12 protein-coding genes are annotated in these 17,264 nt (G+C 36.7%); 3 read left to right on the forward strand and 9 right to left on the reverse strand.

Translation table 11 applies throughout. The annotated features are described in order from the left end of the window. Positions 1–5 precede the first annotated feature (5 nt). A complete protein-coding gene (locus tag lgb_RS05570; RefSeq protein WP_019293997.1) occupies positions 6–1,628 on the reverse strand; it encodes a malolactic enzyme in 1,623 nt (540 codons plus the stop codon). A gap of 163 nt (positions 1,629–1,791) precedes the next feature. Here lgb_RS05570 and lgb_RS05575 point away from each other — a divergent pair, with 163 nt between their 5' ends. Together lgb_RS05575 and lgb_RS05580 are read left to right on the forward strand one after the other, a co-directional pair. Beyond that, on the forward strand, positions 1,792–2,685 hold the full coding sequence (locus tag lgb_RS05575; protein WP_019293998.1) for a LysR family transcriptional regulator: 894 nt from the start codon (positions 1,792–1,794) through the stop codon (positions 2,683–2,685). Positions 2,686–2,837: 152 nt separating this feature from the next. Then, entirely contained in the window at positions 2,838–3,491 is a 654-nt protein-coding gene (locus lgb_RS05580; RefSeq protein ID WP_019293999.1) for a redox-sensing transcriptional repressor Rex, read from the forward strand. A gap of 60 nt (positions 3,492–3,551) precedes the next feature. Here lgb_RS05580 and lgb_RS05585 read toward each other — a convergent pair whose 3' ends face one another. The 6 genes from lgb_RS05585 to lgb_RS05610 form a co-directional block, all read right to left on the reverse strand. After that, on the reverse strand, positions 3,552–3,941 hold the full coding sequence (locus lgb_RS05585; protein WP_333735487.1) for an ArsC/Spx/MgsR family protein: 390 nt from the start codon (positions 3,939–3,941) through the stop codon (positions 3,552–3,554). A 30-nt stretch (positions 3,942–3,971) separates the two neighbouring features. Further along, the gene (locus lgb_RS05590; protein ID WP_019294001.1) at positions 3,972–5,768 is read right to left on the reverse strand and encodes a sortase family protein; all 1,797 of its coding nucleotides are present in this window, start codon (positions 5,766–5,768) and stop codon (positions 3,972–3,974) included. A 127-nt stretch (positions 5,769–5,895) separates the two neighbouring features. Further along, positions 5,896–6,528: a pilin N-terminal domain-containing protein gene (locus tag lgb_RS05595; RefSeq protein ID WP_019294002.1), complete on the reverse strand. Its 633-nt coding sequence runs from the start codon at positions 6,526–6,528 to the stop codon at positions 5,896–5,898. Between the two features lies 1 nt (position 6,529). After that, complete coding sequence (locus tag lgb_RS05600; protein ID WP_019294003.1) at positions 6,530–10,216, reverse strand: SpaA isopeptide-forming pilin-related protein; 3,687 nt, start codon at positions 10,214–10,216, stop codon at positions 6,530–6,532. Positions 10,217–10,349: 133 nt separating this feature from the next. Continuing rightward, positions 10,350–12,083, reverse strand: coding sequence for a SpaH/EbpB family LPXTG-anchored major pilin (locus lgb_RS05605; protein ID WP_019294004.1), 1,734 nt, complete (start codon positions 12,081–12,083; stop codon positions 10,350–10,352). Positions 12,084–12,405: 322 nt separating this feature from the next. Further along, positions 12,406–13,269, reverse strand: coding sequence for an Rgg/GadR/MutR family transcriptional regulator (locus lgb_RS05610; protein ID WP_019294005.1), 864 nt, complete (start codon positions 13,267–13,269; stop codon positions 12,406–12,408). Positions 13,270–13,558: 289 nt separating this feature from the next. Between lgb_RS05610 and lgb_RS05615 the strand changes: the two genes are divergently transcribed. Continuing rightward, positions 13,559–14,488: an alpha/beta hydrolase gene (locus tag lgb_RS05615; protein ID WP_019294006.1), complete on the forward strand. Its 930-nt coding sequence runs from the start codon at positions 13,559–13,561 to the stop codon at positions 14,486–14,488. Between the two features lie 65 nt (positions 14,489–14,553). Here the strand turns inward: lgb_RS05615 and radC are convergent, their stop codons facing one another. Beyond that, a complete protein-coding gene (gene radC / locus lgb_RS05620) occupies positions 14,554–15,237 on the reverse strand; it encodes a RadC family protein (RefSeq protein WP_019294007.1) in 684 nt (227 codons plus the stop codon). A gap of 103 nt (positions 15,238–15,340) precedes the next feature. Then, positions 15,341–17,158, reverse strand: a complete 1,818-nt coding sequence (gene glmS / locus lgb_RS05625) for a glutamine--fructose-6-phosphate transaminase (isomerizing) (RefSeq protein WP_019294008.1) — start codon at positions 17,156–17,158, stop codon at positions 15,341–15,343. Between the last annotated feature and the right edge of the window lie 106 nt (positions 17,159–17,264).

A 17,264-nucleotide genomic window follows, 5' to 3' on the forward strand; every position in this document is an offset into this window, starting at 1 on the left:
ACCTCTTAGTATTTTGGATACCATTTCATCTCGCGAACGGCTTTCACCATATCTTTTTCTTGAGCTTGTGCTAAGCCTTGTTCTTGAGCTTTTTTCGCTACTGCTTCTGCAACTTTGATTGAAACATCGGCAACATATTCAAATGGAGGAAGCACAGGAGCACCTGCAGCACCTGGATCAACAAGTCCGCTCAATGAGTGCGCAGCGGCACCAATCATTTCATCAGTAAGAAGTGATGCTTCTGAAGCCAACATACCAAGACCCAAACCAGGATAGATCAAAGCATTATTTGCTTGACCGATTTGGTAGTCAACGCCTTTATAAGAGACAGTTCCTGAAGGAATACCTGTTGCAACAAAAGCTTTACCATCAGACCATGTAATTACTTGTTCAGCAGTTGCTTCCAATTTTTTAGTAGGGTTTGAGATTGGGAAAATCACTGGACGTTCAGTGTTGGCACACATTGCTTCAACAACTTCTTTGGTAAACGCACCAGCATCAGTTGAAGTACCAACCAAAATAGTGGCTTTAACTGTTCTGATAACACTGGCTAAGTCAGTCATATCACCAGCATTTGCAAAGTCTGCACGTTTTTTAGCAAATGGTTTTTGTGCTGGAGTCAAATCTTCCATATCATCAAAGAGCAAACCTTGTTTGTCCATCATGAAGAAATGGTTGTAAGCTTCTTCTTCTGAAAGTCCTTCACTTACCATTTCTGCATGAACACGGGCAGCAATCCCTGCACCAGCAGATCCACCACCGTAGCAGAGATAAACTTGATTCGTTAATTTTTCACCTGTGATATCAAGTGAACCGAAGATACCACCTAAAACAACAATACCAGTTCCTTGAATATCATCATTGAAAGTTGGAATTTCTTTTTTGTATTTGTTCAAGATATTTGCAGCATTTGAACGTCCGAAGTCTTCCCAGTGCAAGTAGAGTTTAGGGAACATTGCTTCAGCAGTTTCCACAAACTGATCAACAAAGTCGTAGTATTGGTCACCATAAACACGTGCGTGACGATTTCCAAGATACATTGAGTCTTCCAAGAGCTCTTTACGGTTAGTACCTGCATCAATAACGATAGGAAGAACTGATGCTGGATCGATACCGGCTGCTGCAGTATAAACCATTAATTTACCTACAGAGATATCAACACCTTGTGTACCCCAGTCGCCAATACCGAGAATTCCTTCAGCATCTGTCACAACAATCAGACGGATATTGCGATCGCCCGCTGCGTTTTTCAATGTTTCTTGAATATTTTCTGGATGATTAATATCAAGATATGCAGCATATTGGGGATCTACAAATAGACGGCTATAGTTTTCGATAGTTTCAGCAATAACTGGATCATATACGATAGGGTTAAACTCTACGATATGTTGGTTAAACAAATAGTAGAACAAAGTACGATTTGTATTGAAGATTTCCATCAAGAAATGACGTTTTTCCAAATCAGATGGTTTTTCCAAGTAATGTTGGTAAGTTTGTTCTGCTTGTTCTTCAAGTGTTTGAACATAAGGTGGCAAAAGACCGATTAAGCCAAGTTCCTTACGTTCTTCCATAGTAAATGCTGTTCCTTTATTTAAAAAAGGATTGTTTAAAATTTCATGTGCACGCATACGTACGTCCTCCAAATTTATTATTCCTATAAGAAATTCTTACAAGATGTATTTTAATACTTATAAAAAATTATAGTCAAACCTTTGGGTTATGATAAATATTATTTATAACAAATCGGAAAACTTGTGATAGAATATAAGGGTCAAAGGAGCGTTTAAACTAATGAACTTGCATGATTTCGAGTACTTTAATGCCTTAGGAGACTTGTTGTCTTTTACTGCTGTTTCTAATCATTTTGGGGTAAGTCAGCCGACAATTACCTATGCTGTAAAGAGATTGGAACAATATTATAACTGTAACTTAATATACAAAGATCCTTCTCACCGGACAGTTGTCCTAACAGATGAAGGAAAAATATTGAAGATTCATATCGAAAGTATTTTAGAAGAGTTGGCACTAACGCAAAGAGCCATCGAGCATTCTAAAAATCATCAAAATCATATTGGTTTTCCTCCTATCATTCGAGCAAAAATCCTGGCTCAACTCTTAAACGATAAGGATGCGATTAGCTTTTTATCGAAATTTGATTTAGTATCGGGTGGCTCGGAGGAACTTCTGGCCAAACTTATCTCCGGCACAATTGATTTTAGCCTTATAGGCAGTATTGCTCCCCTGATGCACCCCAACCTTTTTGTGAAGCTACTTTATCAACGCGAATTTTATATCTTTGTTTCTAAAGATAACCCACTTGCCTCACGTCAAGAAATTTCATTTAAAGAAGCTTTGGATTATCCTTTTATCCTGCTTGATGAAAGCTTTGTGCATATGGAAGCTTTCCAAAATTTAAATGAAAAATACAAGAAAAAAGCAAAAGTGCTCTTTAATTTTTCTGATATCCATACTATTGGCCAACTGGTCAACTCAAATGTTGGCATAACCTTGATGACCGATTTTCTTCCTTTTGCCGATATGGATAGTCTTATAAAGATACCACTAATACCTGAAGATAAGCAAATTTTTCATGTTCAATATGCCTATTTAAGAAGTACACTGCTCAATGAGGACTTGAAGGAATTGATTCGCTTGCTTGATGAGCTAAATGAAAAAATAACTTAAAGTGAAAAGAGAATTTTTCTCTTTTTTCTTTGTTAATTTTTCTCCATTTTTTTCACAAACTTTCGCCAACCGCATAATTCCGGAAAGAATTGTTTGACAAGCCCCCCTCAAAAAAGGTAAAATATTCACAAAGACTATGTAAAGGAGATAACATGGCTGGCTCCCAAGTTAATAAACAACTACCTAAGGCAACGGCAAAACGTTTGCCTCAATATTATCGCTTGTTCAAACTTTTAGTTGATGAACAAGTAACACGCACAAACTCACAACTTATTTCGGAAAAAATTGGTGTGGATGCAGCGACGATTCGTCGCGATTTTTCACTTTTTGGTGAGCTGGGACGTCGAGGCTATGGCTATGAAACACGTGCTTTACGTGATTTCTTTGGAGAATTACTCGGACAAGATCAAGAAACGCATATCGCACTCGTCGGAGTCGGTAACCTTGGACGCGCCCTTATTAATTATGAATTCCAAAACCGCAATAAAATGCGCGTTACCCAAGCTTATGATGTTCCAGAAAATCCACTCGTTGGTACAACAACTTCTACAGGTGTTCCTATCTACGACATCGCTGACTTCTCTAAAAATATTAAAAATTCAAAAATCAAAACAGCAATTATTTCTGTAAATAAAGAGAACGCTCAAGAAGTCGCAGACATCCTAGTTAAATCAGGTATCAAAGGTATTCTTAACTTTTCACCTTTGCGCTTGCAAGTTCCAGAAGACGTTGTCGTTCAGTCGATTGACTTAACGAAAGAACTACAAACTCTCTTATTCTTTATGTCAAATAAGGACATCAAATAAAACAAAAAAGCCTGATTTAAAAATCACGCTTTTTTTAATAGTTTCATCTTTTTATGAATATCACAAGTCAGATAAAAATTTACGATATTCTCTCGGAAAAAAACGCCGTATTTCATCAGAATTATAGCCAACCAGGTAATTATTTTCATCTAAAATGATTGGTGTTTTAAACAGTGACGTATTCATTTTGAGATAATACAGCGCACTGTGGAGCTTCATATCTGCTATTTTTTCCAACTCTTCTTCATTTTTAATATTAACTCTTTCTGGATTTTTGATTAATTCATTTATCCCTTCTGTCGTTAGCATTAAAAGTCTCAGTAAATCATCTACAGTTATTTGACTTATGTTTTGCTTTTCAAAATTAATACCGTAACGTTCAAACCACATGAAAGCTTTTTGACTGGATTTACACTTGCTTCTATAATAAATTTTTAATATGCGCCACACCTCTTTACTATTGTATTTATTATTTGGAGATTAAATAAAATTAAGAAATAAAATAGGTAATACCAAGAGCAAAAAGAATGGAATCATTACTTGCATTGGATCTGAAATAATATGTGCTGCCAAATCCATTGAGAGCTGTTCAAAAGGAGATATGGGGCTTGTTTTTATCAAATTATCACCAGATACATTCCCGGTCATACTTAAATTCATTGTCTTACTGCTGTTATCATTTAAAGGACTCGTTTTTGTTAATCGTCCTTGAACTAAACGGCGATATATTGTACCCACATTTCCCTCACAGCGGATGAGTGTTAGGATTGGTGTTCCTTTAACATCGCTATTAACCACATCGACTTGTGTATCCTTTATGACTTCATTTTTAATCACTTGGTACTCATAAACATTCTGAAAATCAGTCGCATAGATTTTATCGCCTTTAACAAGGTTACTGATGCGATTAAAAAGAACATCGACATTTTTGTTTGTATTGACATTATAAATATTGTGTGCCAGAAGCACGTAGTTGCCTTTGCCTAATTTTTGTCCTTGCCGATATGTTGAAGCGCCGGTCATCAAATTTGTTTGACTTATCCCGGCCAATATGGGCAAGTTTACTTCTTCTTTTGGAATATAAAGCTTACCTATACCATTATCATTGACAGTCTGTTGCAGATTTTTCCTACTTTCAGCAAAATTAGTAACATTTACACTGGCAATTTTACTCTCATCATAATCATCTTTGAGTATCTTATCTGGATTATAGGCGGACAATTCGTGTTGCTTTCCCACATTAATATTAGGTAAGGAGGATTGTGTTTGCATTCGGAAATAGCCGTAAATGGCGAAACCTAAAATAGAAATCATAATCACTAACATCACAACAAACATCCCACGTGTCACCATTATCAAATGACGAATACGTGTCATGGCTCGTGCCGAAATTTCTGGGTCCTTCTTGCGTGACTGTTTCAAGAAGATACGATACAGCAGAAAGAGGAGAATGAACAAGAGGAAACAAAGTCCCAATGATCCCAACACAACAGTTTGATAAGTCCAAATATTACGCTTACTTGTCTTCTTAGATATGGCTTCTTTATAAGGAATTCGTTTTCCATTCACAAGGAGGCGATATGTGTTAATTCCTGGTGGTGTACATGTCAAAAGTGTTACGCGATCTTCACCGGGAATGATTTTCACCTTGTCCACTTCACTCGGAAGAACTTCTTGAAAAGAATCAATTTCATAGGCGAGTTTTTTACCTAATATATTAATGAAGAAGATATCTCCTTCTTTCAGATTTTTGATATCTGTAAAAAGAACTTGGTTTTCTAAGCCACTATGTCCACTAAGTACAGCCCGTGTATTCTTCCCCCCAATGGGCACAGAAGACGATTCAAAATGCCCCACGCCCTTATCTAGAGTGCCATAAGAGGTACCATGATAAAAAGGGAGATGATTTACATTGATAGCTGGAATGTCAATCGTCCCCATTACTGGAGGATTACCGTTAGAGATAACCTTGCTGTAATCTACTGGATGACCAACTTTTCCTTCTTGGCGGTCAAAGATATATTGGTTGTATTTTTCAGCTAAAGCCCACTGCTCGTCACGTTCTTTTTGACTCATCTTTTTCAGACTATCATTGTAACTACTGGTTGCGACAGACCTTTGTTGGTTAGCCAAGTAATTACCAATGATGGGATAGATAAGTATACCAATACCAATAAAAATCAATAGAAAGGCAAAAACAAGGAGGGGAGAAACTCTTCGCCTTTTTTGACCTAATGGGACAGCATTATCCCTTTTACTTTTTTGTTTCTTAATCAATTTTCTCTCCAACTTTTCTTCAAAGTTTTGTTTGTTCTTGAAAAAATATAAGATTGAAGTCCTGCATACCATCCGGCTTGCATTCTACTTCAATCTTATTTTTTCAAGGGTTATTGTGTTGTCACACTTATTCGTGTGCTTTTTTCGTCCACCATAGTCCACTGAAACCCACAACTACAATCACGCTTATCATCGCGATGATAATTTGATAGGATCCAATATTACCACTTGTATCGGGTAATTTATCTGGCAAATTATTATCCGGAATTTGCGGTGTATCCGGTAAAACCATACTTGATTTTGGATAAATATAGACTTCATTTATCAAACCATTTGCATTTTGCATGGGAAGGGAAACTAAAACAGGCGACATTGGTGTTGGTACTTGCTCACTTTTTGCTTCAGTGACTTGATACACACCACGGGGAAGTCCTGTTAATTCGGCTTCGCCTTGAGCATTTGTTGTGACCCTTTGACTAAAGGCATCAGTACCTTGAGCGGTCACATAAGTATTCATTTCCGTTTTAGTCATGCGTGTAATTGTATACTGTACACCTGCAAGACGTTGAAGATCTTCTGTACCACTTGTGACTGGTGTTCCATCATGAGTTAGCTGACTTTCTTGACTGTCACTCAAATTATATTTAATAATATGAATACCATAACTTCCAGGAACTTCTTGGGCTGCAGCATTTGAAGCAAATCCAAAGGACAGAAAGACTGACAAAGCAGCTGCTAGAGTAAAAATGTATTTTTTCAATTTAAGCTGCCTCCTTACTATTTTTTCTATGACGATAAAAGAGACCACCACCAAGTCCAAGCATTCCCAGAACAACAAGGCTAAGCGCAATCAAGAGGCCAATGCCTGCTTTTCCACCTGTGAAAGGTAAGATTGATTCAGCATCATCCTTGATTTGAAGATTAATCGTTTGATTACCTTCTTTTACAGTAAACGTAACCGGTGTTTTCAAAAGCTCATAACCATTTGGTGCTTTAATTTCAAAAACAGTATAGGTCTGAGAGATTGGATTATGATCGGCATCGTAACCAGCAAAAAGGTTTTGATCGACATTCAAATTACCTGTCTTATCGGTTGTATAGGTACCAATAAAGTCAGCGCTTTGTTCACCATCTGCCGGTATCTCTTTTAAATCTCCACGATAAATGGCGAATTTCGCACCAGCAAGTCCATCGCCTAAAATATTCTTTTTGAAGATGTCTAAGTGTGCTGAGCGGTTGAGTCCTAAGTTATTGTAAGGTAATTCTTGCAAACCATCTTTTGGCTTAATCACTGTATCGAGATCTTTAAGTCTTGCTCCAACGTCATTCCAGTCAGAACCTTTAATCGGATTTTGAGCTGTGATACGGTCTTCCTCTGCTTTAACTTTTGAATTTTTTGCATCTGAGTTAGACGAATCTGCCATGAACTTAGTGACTTGGTACTCTTTTGTTTGCAATTTGCCGTTGATTTCAAATTCAGCGATATAATGCCCTTCGGATAAGTTACTGAAAATATAGAATCCTTTATCATCTGTTTTGATTAAAGAATTTCCTTTGTCATCAATGAATTTTTCACCTTTGACATTTTCAGTTACCAGTTGATCTTTATAGTTTGGATTTTCCAAGCTTGTACGATAAAGCTTAACAGAAATATCTTTAACAGGTGCCTCAGCATCGTCTTTCAATCCGTCATAGTTATCGTCATACCAAACATATCCTGACAATTCACGACCATAAATCTTCGTTTCAACATTGTTTGTTGTTTGCTCTTGATTGACAATCGAATTCACTGTTGCATTATTGATTAAATCTGCACCAACGTTGTCTTTATGTTCTACTGTGATTTTCAAAGCATAAGTTGTATTGGCTGGAATGTTGTCTACATCCACCAAAATTGCAGATGTTTTTTCCAAGACAGAGGCATCTGAGCCATCATAAGCTAGCCAACCCTTAGCGGCTAATTCTGTCGCACTTTGAGGTAAACTATTTGGATCTAATTTAGTATTTGTTTCTGCTTGACTTGGATCTTTGTAATAAAGACGTGCTCCTTTAACAGCTTCACCGTTCGCATCAACTAATTGAGCTGACAGGACATGGGCTGTACCTTTAGCATTAAAGCTTGTTTGACGATCATCTTGATTGAAAGGTAAAACATCTAAAATACGAACCTTATCCATACTTGATGTTGCACTGGTATTTGCCATGTTGATTGTGTAAGTGATCGGTTGAAGACGGCTTTTTGCTGTGTCGACTGGATCAACAGTTCCGTTTTCTGTTAGATTCTTATCCACTTCTTTAGAAACTTTCAAGGCATTTTCTGTGTCTTTGTCCACCGTAGTCACCACATCATTACTTGGATCATCAAAAGTTGTGTCATTATAATAATGACCGGACTGTTTTGTATTATTCACGATATGAACTTTACCATTTTCGTCACGTTCTACTTTTCCTTCATCAGTTACGCGAGCACCTATTTCGAAACGCACTTTATGGATTTCTTCATACATTTTAGGATCTTTAAGCAACTCTGGCTTAGCTTTTATCGTTAACACACCATTAACCATGCTATATTCAAAACTATTTGTAAGATCCTCACCTTTAGTGCTGCCATCCCAAGCATAAGCTTTTATCGATGATACATCGTCAAAAGTAATTCCAGCAGGTGTGCTGTCTGTTAATTGCCAATCTTTGAGCGCCTTATTTTCATCATAGGTAGGAAGCTCTAAAAATTCCCCCTCTAAAGTATAAAGATATTTTTCATGGATATCCGTCAATGTATCGGAATCCACAAGTTTTTCATCGGAGTCACTAACATATTTTATCGGAGGATTTAAAGGTTTAGGCTTAGATAAATTCTTCACTGAAGGAACAGCAAAATAATCAACTGTCCCTTCAGCAGTTTTCTGATTGAGCAAATAAGTTGCAGCATTGGCAGGATAGAATTTTCCATCACGATATTCTTCTTTTAACTCAACATTATAAGTCAAACGAATACCATCTTTTTCTGTCTTTGTTCCACCGAAATTTAAAGAATTTAGGGTAACTTGATTATTTTCTGGCACAACTTGCACATCAGAAGCATACGCTGGAAAATTTGCAGTTCCTTGTTTGATTTCTGTCAGAGCACCATTCTCCACCTTCAATGCAGAAAGTTCTGGATTACCTTTGTAAGTGACAAATTCACTCATCGGATCAGTTACAATACCATTTTGAATGGAGTTTGACAATCTATTTTTCAATTGATCCAAAGCATCAATCAAGTCTTCTTCATTTGCTGCAGAGTAATGGCCATCTTCACCCATAGCTTCTAATACTTCAAAAGCATCTCTGGATGTACCGAACCCAATAGAATATTTAAGGACATTTGAAAAACGGCTATTCTGTCCTTCAATATAATCAATTGTAGGGGGAATACATTCGTCTGTATTCCAAGCTGTAGTACTTCCATTTCCTTTAAAATACTTTGTCGACCAACTATTTGACAATGAATATTCGTCTATGTCACCTAATGATTGGATTTTTATTCCATTTGTATCAAGTTCATTATTATAATTATTTGTATTTGGATAAAAAGTAGGTAAGCCATCTGTTAATACAATTAATACTTTTTCAGCATCACCTCGTACACCATATTTTGGATCATTTAACATTTTATAACCCGCATCTACGCCCATAAAAGTAGGGGTGGCTGAACCATCTCGAGGTTGATCTTTGATAATACTTTGTCTCATTAGGTCAGTGGAGTTATCTGTAAAAGTGCTTCCAGTTGAAAACTTCCCTATTTCAGCAAAGACACTCGAATCTTCCTCAGAACCAAAAGCCCCTAGACCTAATCTTATTGCTCCATTATTTGAAGAAAGTAATTGACTGGAAAAGTCTTGTACAGCATCATGCAGTTGATTCCATTTTGAAGTTCCCAAAGATATAGAATCATTCATCGAAGAAGACTTATCCAAGACTAAAGCAATATCGACAGGTTGTGTTTCTTTCAAAGCTTTACCAATAACATCCAATTGAATTTTGAAATTATTAGGATCATCAGTTGGTATGACGATTTTTTTTACATATGCATCACTATAAGAATGATAGCCATTTTCAAAATCCATTATTCCAGTATCTAAAACATTTTCAGTTGGTGTCACTTCACTGTTTTCTTTGCTGAAATCAAAGTTTTGAATATTGTCTGAACTCTGGTTCGTTGTGTAATTCTGTGTGTGATGGGTTGGATAAATGCCCGTGTTATCATTTACATAAGTGAATGGATCATTCGGATTCACATCTATTCTCGGTGTCGTTATTTTAGGGAAAAAGTTAGTCTCTTTTACTGGGTCCACAGGAACAGAATCATCTATTGTTTCCGCAAATACAGGAGCAAAGCTATTAAACACTAATACAAACGTAGCAAGCCCCATCATTATTTTTTTCATACGTTTTCTTTTAAGATTCATTTTTTATCCTCTTCCATCATTCAAAAAACAAAAGAATTTTCATTTTTTAGTAAAATTTATCTATTATTTCTTGATGATTAATAAGCAATCAGACGGCTAGAGTAAGCTCTATCCGCCTATTACCTGAATCTAATTATGCTTGACGACGTTTTTTGTCAATGACAACTGCCGCTGTACCAAGTGCAATTGCACCAATCGCGATACTTACCATCAATGTTGTGCCTTTTGCACCAGTAAATGGAAGATCTGATTCTTTTTTGTTTTCAACAGTTGCTTCCCAAGTTGCATCTGCTGCTGTATTTAAGTTAACAGTTACTTTTATTGGATCTTTAACCAATTCGTAACCTGTTGGCGCTTTTGTTTCAACCACCCAGTAGTCACGTTGGATATCTGCATCAGCAAATGTTGGTTCTGTACCATCCATATCTTGCTTGCCATTACCATTCACATCGTCGTACCATTTCAATGGTAAACCATCAAACCCAGCATGACCTTGACCATCTGAAGTTGTTGTTAAGAAATGAACCCCAGCAGGTAATTTGGTCCCTTCAGTATAAGATTGACCATCTGATGCTAAGAATTTCCCACCACGGGCATTTGCTTCTGAAGTTGCAATATAGAACTCCGCTCCCGCTAAGTTATCTCCTTTTTCATCTACCTTATGAAGATCTAAACCACCATCAAAGTAATCCGGAATATCACTGTTATGATCTGTATCTGGTTCCAAACCTGGTGATTTTTCATCTACAGTAAAGCTGTTATCAATCTTACCATCCCAACCTTCTTTAACTTGGGCTTTATAAACCACGCGCATTTGTGTTGCACCTGTCATAGTTCCAACTTTTTCCATTCCAGCTTGAGTTAACTGAACTGTATTCTTGCCTGCAGGTGTCATTTCATTAGCACCATCTACAAAAGTATAATCAGTCCCTTGTTCAAGTGATACCCAGTTATTGTCCTTGTCTTTAACTTGCATATCCACAGACAAGAGATTTTGATTTGAATCCATGTCATCGGTAACTTTCAGATAATCCATATAAACTTTATCACCTTTATGAACACGTCCACCAGTTGAGCCTGGTCCAGTATAATCTGTATTTGGATCTAAACCATCAATAAAGCTATCTTCTGCTGCCACATAGTAAAAATCAGAAGGATTAATATTAAATGCTGCTTCCCATTGATAGGTTTGACCAGCAACGAGTGATTCTCCGTCCATTCCATCAATCGTTTTAACGGGGTTAAGAGGTGTGTCTTCCTCATTTTTTGGATACACATTAATATCATAAATCAAACCAGACTGAGAACTACGATTTGTCATTGGCACATAAATGAAAGCAGGAATAGCTTTGTATTTAATTGTTGTTGCATCACCTGTCTCATTATTAATCACACCAGTTGAATCTTCTTCAACTAGCATGTAGATACCATCATTTGCTTTACCAGTACCTAAGTCAAATTTGATTTGCCCCTTATCATCCGTCGTTTTTTCTACTGGAGTGAAACTCTTATCAATTTCGTAGTCTTTACCTTCAACTGCTGTAGATACATCAACTAAAGGCTGCCCTCCATCCAAAGCCTTCACGCGCACGAGCTGGAACTTTACATTTTTCAATGTTGCTAAGTTGTCAGGATTATTCCATTCTGTACCATCACCAGGTGCTCCAAGTTGCCCTTCACTTTGAATAGCATATTTGGTCAAGGTGATTGAACGTGCTGATGTGTTATCCGCAATAGCTGACGAATCCGCATGAGCAACTATAACATTGTTCAAAAATGCTGGTGCTGATAAACTCATCACACTTGTTCCAGCAAGGGTTGTTAAAGCTAAGCCAACAATCATTTTGTGTTTGTAAGATTTTTTCATTTTTTCCTCTTTTTTTAGATATATAGTTCTCAAGTTAATTAAATTGACGAAAGACTTTAATGTAACTTAATCGGTTGTATTATACCGCCTATTTTTGCAAAACTCAATGGCTAAACGGCTTTGTTTAGGATACTAAACAAAGAATTTTTCAGGAATGCCCAGTTTATATTAGTCTGTTTTATAAAGCACAGTTTTGAAAAACAAAAATATTCAGACAATTGTTTCCAAACACTTTTAAGATATTTAAAACAAGACGAAAATAAACATAAGAAAACAACCAGTGAAAAAACACTGATTGCTTTAAAAGTTGTAACAGATTCTCTCAGTTTATCAATAAATAACTTTTTTTCTTACTATTAATTGTATTTTTATAGTAAAATTCCAGTATATTTTTAAGTTCTATAGCCTCTACATCTAGTAAGATACGCAAGGAACGTCTGACTATTTTGTTTCCCATTTGGCTGTCTTCAAATTTATAAATACAACATCCTTCCAAAAACATGCCAACAACTTTTTCCGTGATATCAATTATAGGCGGTAGTCCTTTTAGATACTTAATTAAACCCTCCGCTTCTTTTTGCATTCCTTGAGTGATAAGTAATAGAATGATTTTCACAATAAGTCGAGCAAAGAGAGGTCGATATTCCCGCCGTTCGCGGAGATATTCATATTTCGATAAACTTAACTTATTAATAATCGAAAGTGTAAGATTTTGGTCTATCTGAGGCATTACATTAATAAATAAATTGAGCTCATATCTACTCCACATCTCGCAATTATTAAAAAAAGTCTCAAGTTGCGTTTTTTCTTCCACATCGAGCTTCTCGTAACATGCCTTAGCCGCCAAAGCAATGAAATAATCTTCTTCAATCTCATAATAAATATTGTCATGATAAATCTTCATGAGTTTTTTTTTATTACGCGTCATATAAGCCCGTTCAATCTCTCGAAACTGTATGATAAAATATTCTGATTCACTGTTATTAATCATCAGAATATACGAAGTCATTGTTACATTCATCTTTTGAAGGGCCATATCCAATTTATCAAATGAAAGTAATGTTTTTCCATTCTCAAATTGTGACAACGTGCCTTTCGAAATTCCAAGGCTTTCAAAATAGCCTAGTGTCTTTTTATGCTGTTTCCTCAGCGTTCTAAAAGATTCACCATACTTGCTATAACTCATTTATTCTCCTCAAAAAAAAATCAAGTGATTCAAGCATTTCTTCTTAGACCTAATGAAATGCTTAAAACGCTTGAGCGTTATTCCCGGTGGAATTATATTTTATTTTTTTTGTATTTTTAACATGGATACAAAAGAAAATTACAAGATATAGTTTAGCATATTTTTTAATCATAATACGATACATTGGACTACAGAATGTTCATATTTCAAGATTTTAAACAATTTATATTAGATTGTCTATACCACTCTTTTAAGTGTTATAATAGTTTAAGTGAAAAAAGGAGCCTCAATGAAGAAAAAGTTTAAGATATTGACAATAATTTTTTTAATTATTCTGATAATAACGATAACATCATTAACATTTTATATGTATAATTTCGCATTTGTACCCGGAAACAAAAGTTTTGTCCCACATACTGGCCAAGATAATCCTGTAAATCTTAAAGCCAGCCAATGGCTTAAGTCTACGCAAAAGCAAGAATGGCATGAAAAATCAGCAACAGATAATTTGAAACTCAATGCTTATTATATTCCTGCACAAAAAGAAACCCCAAAAACCATTATAATTGCTCACGGTTACTTGGGCAAAAAAGAAGATATGGCACGCTATATGAAAATGTATCATGAGCTTGGATACAATGTCTTAGCGCCTGATGATCGCGGGGCAGGAACATCTGAAGGCAACTATATTGGGTTTGGCTGGCCAGATCGTTTAGATTATGTTAAATGGATTGACAAGGTTATTGAGTATAATGGTCAGGAGAGTCAAATCGCCTTGTTTGGTGTAAGTATGGGAGGCGCAACAGTCATGTTTACTGCAGGAGAAAAGCTTCCTTCTCAAGTCAAAGCAGTTATTGAGGACTGTGGATACAGCAGTATTTCTTCTGAACTCACTTACCAACTAAAAGAAATGTTTCACCTTCCAAAATTTCCTCTCGTCTACACGACCCAGTTCCTTGTCCAAGCGCGTGCGCATTACAACTTCGGGGAGGCGGATGCTACTAAAGCTTTAAGCCGGTCAACTCTTCCTATCTTTATCATCCACGGCGCAGAGGATAAATTTGTACCAACAAAAATGGCAGAAGAAAATTTTAAAGCTGCTCATTCTCCTAAAGAATTATGGATTGTACCAAAAGCCCAGCATGCACAGTCCTATATAGTCAAACCTGAGCAATATAAGCAACGGACAGCTGATTTTTTAAATAAATACATGAAGTAAAACTGTATGAACTGAGGATGTACCTTAAACGTTATGTTGTATCCCTTGCCTTCCTCTTTCCCTCGTCAACTTTCCAATAATCCCTCTTCTCTAAAACTCAAATAAGAAGCCTGTCCCGTAATGATATGATCTAAAAGGTGAATACCTAAATTATCGCATGCTTGCTTAAGCTTTTGGGTAAATAATTTGTCTTGTTGGCTTGGCTGTGTAAACCCCGATGGATGATTATGTGCAATGATAATCCCTACAGCTAAATTTTTTACCGCATGATGTAAAATTTCTCGTGGATTAGCAATGGAATGGTTCACAGCACCAATAAAAATCGTTTTTTTCTGGATAATACGATGTTGTGCATCTAGATAGATTGCCACCAAATTTTCCTGCTCAAAATCAGACATCTCATCTGCTAAACTCAATCCAAATTGCTGAGATCCTATCACCTGACCATATCTTTTTCTTTGGGTTGTGTGGATTCGTTTGCCCATCTCAATCATCGCCCGAATTTCCAAGGCTTTAATAGGTCCGATACCGGGAATTGCTTTCAACTCTTCTAGAGACGCACGCCGAAAATCTTCTAAACTACTAAAGGTGTTCAAAACCCGGTCAGCAAGTTCCATGACATTTTCTATTTTACTGCCTGTACGGAGTAAAATAGCTAAAAGTTCTTGTTCATTCAGCTTTTCAGGTCCAAAAATGATCAATCTTTCTCGGGGCCTCATAGGATAATGTTCTTCTTTAATCTGATACACGACTTTCTCCTTAGTCATTTATACGAAAAAAGAGTCTAAGTATCACTCCTGTTTTAGAAAATAAAAAAAGTGGTTTTTGATAACCCACTTTTTTATTTCGTTTTTATTCAACTGTTACAGCTTTGGCAAGATTACGTGGTTTATCAACATCCAATCCACGTTGGACCGTTGCGTAGTAAGCGATAAGCTGTGTAGGAACCACCATTGAGATAGCTGATAGATAAGGATGAACGTTATTGATAACGATATCGTCATCTTCACGCGCTACAGCTTCTTCTACAATCGTAATTGCTGAAGCTCCACGTGCCACTGTTTCCATAACGTTTCCACGTGTGTGTGCCGCAACTTCTTCGTTATTTGAAATCAGGGCAATAACAGGGGTACCATTTTCAATCAAGGAAATTGTTCCGTGTTTGAGTTCTCCAGCAGCAAAGCCTTCACATTGGATATATGAAATCTCTTTTAATTTCAAGCTGGCTTCCATAGAGACAAAGTAGTCTTGCTTGCGACCAATATAGAAAGCATTTCTTGCTTCTGGTAAAAGCTTAGCTACTACGTCGGAAATCAGGTCCTTTTCTGATAATGTAGATTCAATAGATTGAGCCACGAGTGAAATTTCTTTAACCAAGTCAAAAGAAAGTGACTTAGGATTTTGGTCTGCATCGCCTACAGCTTTTGCTAAGAAGGCAAGCGTTGCAATTTGCCCAGTGTAAGCTTTTGTAGAAGCAACCGAAATTTCAGGTCCAGCACCGATTAACATTGTGTATGTTGCTTCACGTGACAATGTAGAGCCAGGAACATTTGTAACCGTTAAACTTGGATAACCAAGTTCATTTACTTTTACCAATACCTGGCGGCTATCTGCAGTTTCACCAGATTGTGAAAGGAAGATGAACAAAGGGTTTTTACTCAATAATGGCATACCGTAACCCCACTCAGAAGCCACGCCAAGCTCAACTGGTGTATTTGTCAGCTCTTCGAGGATTTGTTTTGAAGCATAACCTGCATGAAGTGATGTTCCTGCCGCAATAATATAAATACGATCTGCTGCTTGAACTGCTTTAACAATATCCGTATCAACAGTTAGTTGGCCATCTTGATCGGTATAAGTTGAGACCAATTTACGCATTACTGTTGGTTGTTCATCAATTTCTTTGAGCATGTAGTAAGGATATGTTCCTTTACCAATGTCAGAAAGATCAAGTTCTGCTGTGTAGCTTTGGCGCTCAATCTTATTTCCTTCGTAATCCATGACTTCTGCCTTATCTTTAGTTAAGACAACCAGTTCTTTGTCATGAATTTCCATAAATTCAGATGTTTCACGAATCATCGCCATGGCATCAGAACACACCATATTGTAGCCGTCTCCCAAGCCGATAAGTAAAGGAGATTTGTTTTTCGCAACATAGACTACATCAGCATCTTCAGCATCCATAAGAGCAAAAGCATAAGAACCTTCAATAATAGAGAGTGCTTTTTTAAATGCTTCAAGTACAGAAAGTCCTTCTTCTTCTGCAAACTTAGCGATGAGATGAACAGCAACTTCTGTGTCTGTTTGACCTTTAAATGTATCTTTAGCGAGATATTCTTCTCTGATTTCGGAGAAGTTTTCAATTACACCATTATGTACTAAAACGAAACGTCCTGAAGTAGAAGTATGAGGATGCGCGTTATCTTCAGTTGGTTTACCATGGGTCGCCCAACGTGTATGACCAATCCCTGTTGATCCTGTAACGTTATCACCTGTTTTTGCCTCTAAATCTGCAATGCGACCTACAGATTTTACAAGATTCGCTTGTCCGGTACCATCAGCAACAAAGATTCCTGCTGAATCATAACCACGGTATTCAAGTTTTTCAAGACCTTGCATTAGAATGTCTGTTGCATTACGATTTCCGACAACTCCTACGATACCACACATATTAATTTCTCCATAAGCTAATTGGTATAGTTAGCTTTTTCTTTATTTTTCGTCAATAAGAATATGATAATACAATGTTTTGTATTTGTCAAGAATAATAAATCAT

The organism is Lactococcus petauri (assembly GCF_023499275.1).
GTDB classification, from domain to species: domain Bacteria; phylum Bacillota; class Bacilli; order Lactobacillales; family Streptococcaceae; genus Lactococcus; species Lactococcus petauri.

Bases quoted from the DNA above. Each gene is read 5' to 3' on its own strand.
- lgb_RS05575 (WP_019293998.1), top strand. From the start codon at position 1,792: ATGAACTTGCATGATTTCGAGTACTTTAATGCCTTAGGAGACTTGTTG.
- lgb_RS05615 (WP_019294006.1), top strand. From the start codon at position 13,559: ATGAAGAAAAAGTTTAAGATATTGACAATAATTTTTTTAATTATTCTG.
- lgb_RS05610 (WP_019294005.1), bottom strand. From the start codon at position 13,269: ATGAGTTATAGCAAGTATGGTGAATCTTTTAGAACGCTGAGGAAACAG.
- lgb_RS05600 (WP_019294003.1), bottom strand. From the start codon at position 10,216: ATGAATCTTAAAAGAAAACGTATGAAAAAAATAATGATGGGGCTTGCT.
- lgb_RS05605 (WP_019294004.1), bottom strand. From the start codon at position 12,083: ATGAAAAAATCTTACAAACACAAAATGATTGTTGGCTTAGCTTTAACA.
- lgb_RS05580 (WP_019293999.1), top strand. From the start codon at position 2,838: ATGGCTGGCTCCCAAGTTAATAAACAACTACCTAAGGCAACGGCAAAA.
- glmS (WP_019294008.1), bottom strand. From the start codon at position 17,158: ATGTGTGGTATCGTAGGAGTTGTCGGAAATCGTAATGCAACAGACATT.
- lgb_RS05570 (WP_019293997.1), bottom strand. From the start codon at position 1,628: ATGCGTGCACATGAAATTTTAAACAATCCTTTTTTAAATAAAGGAACA.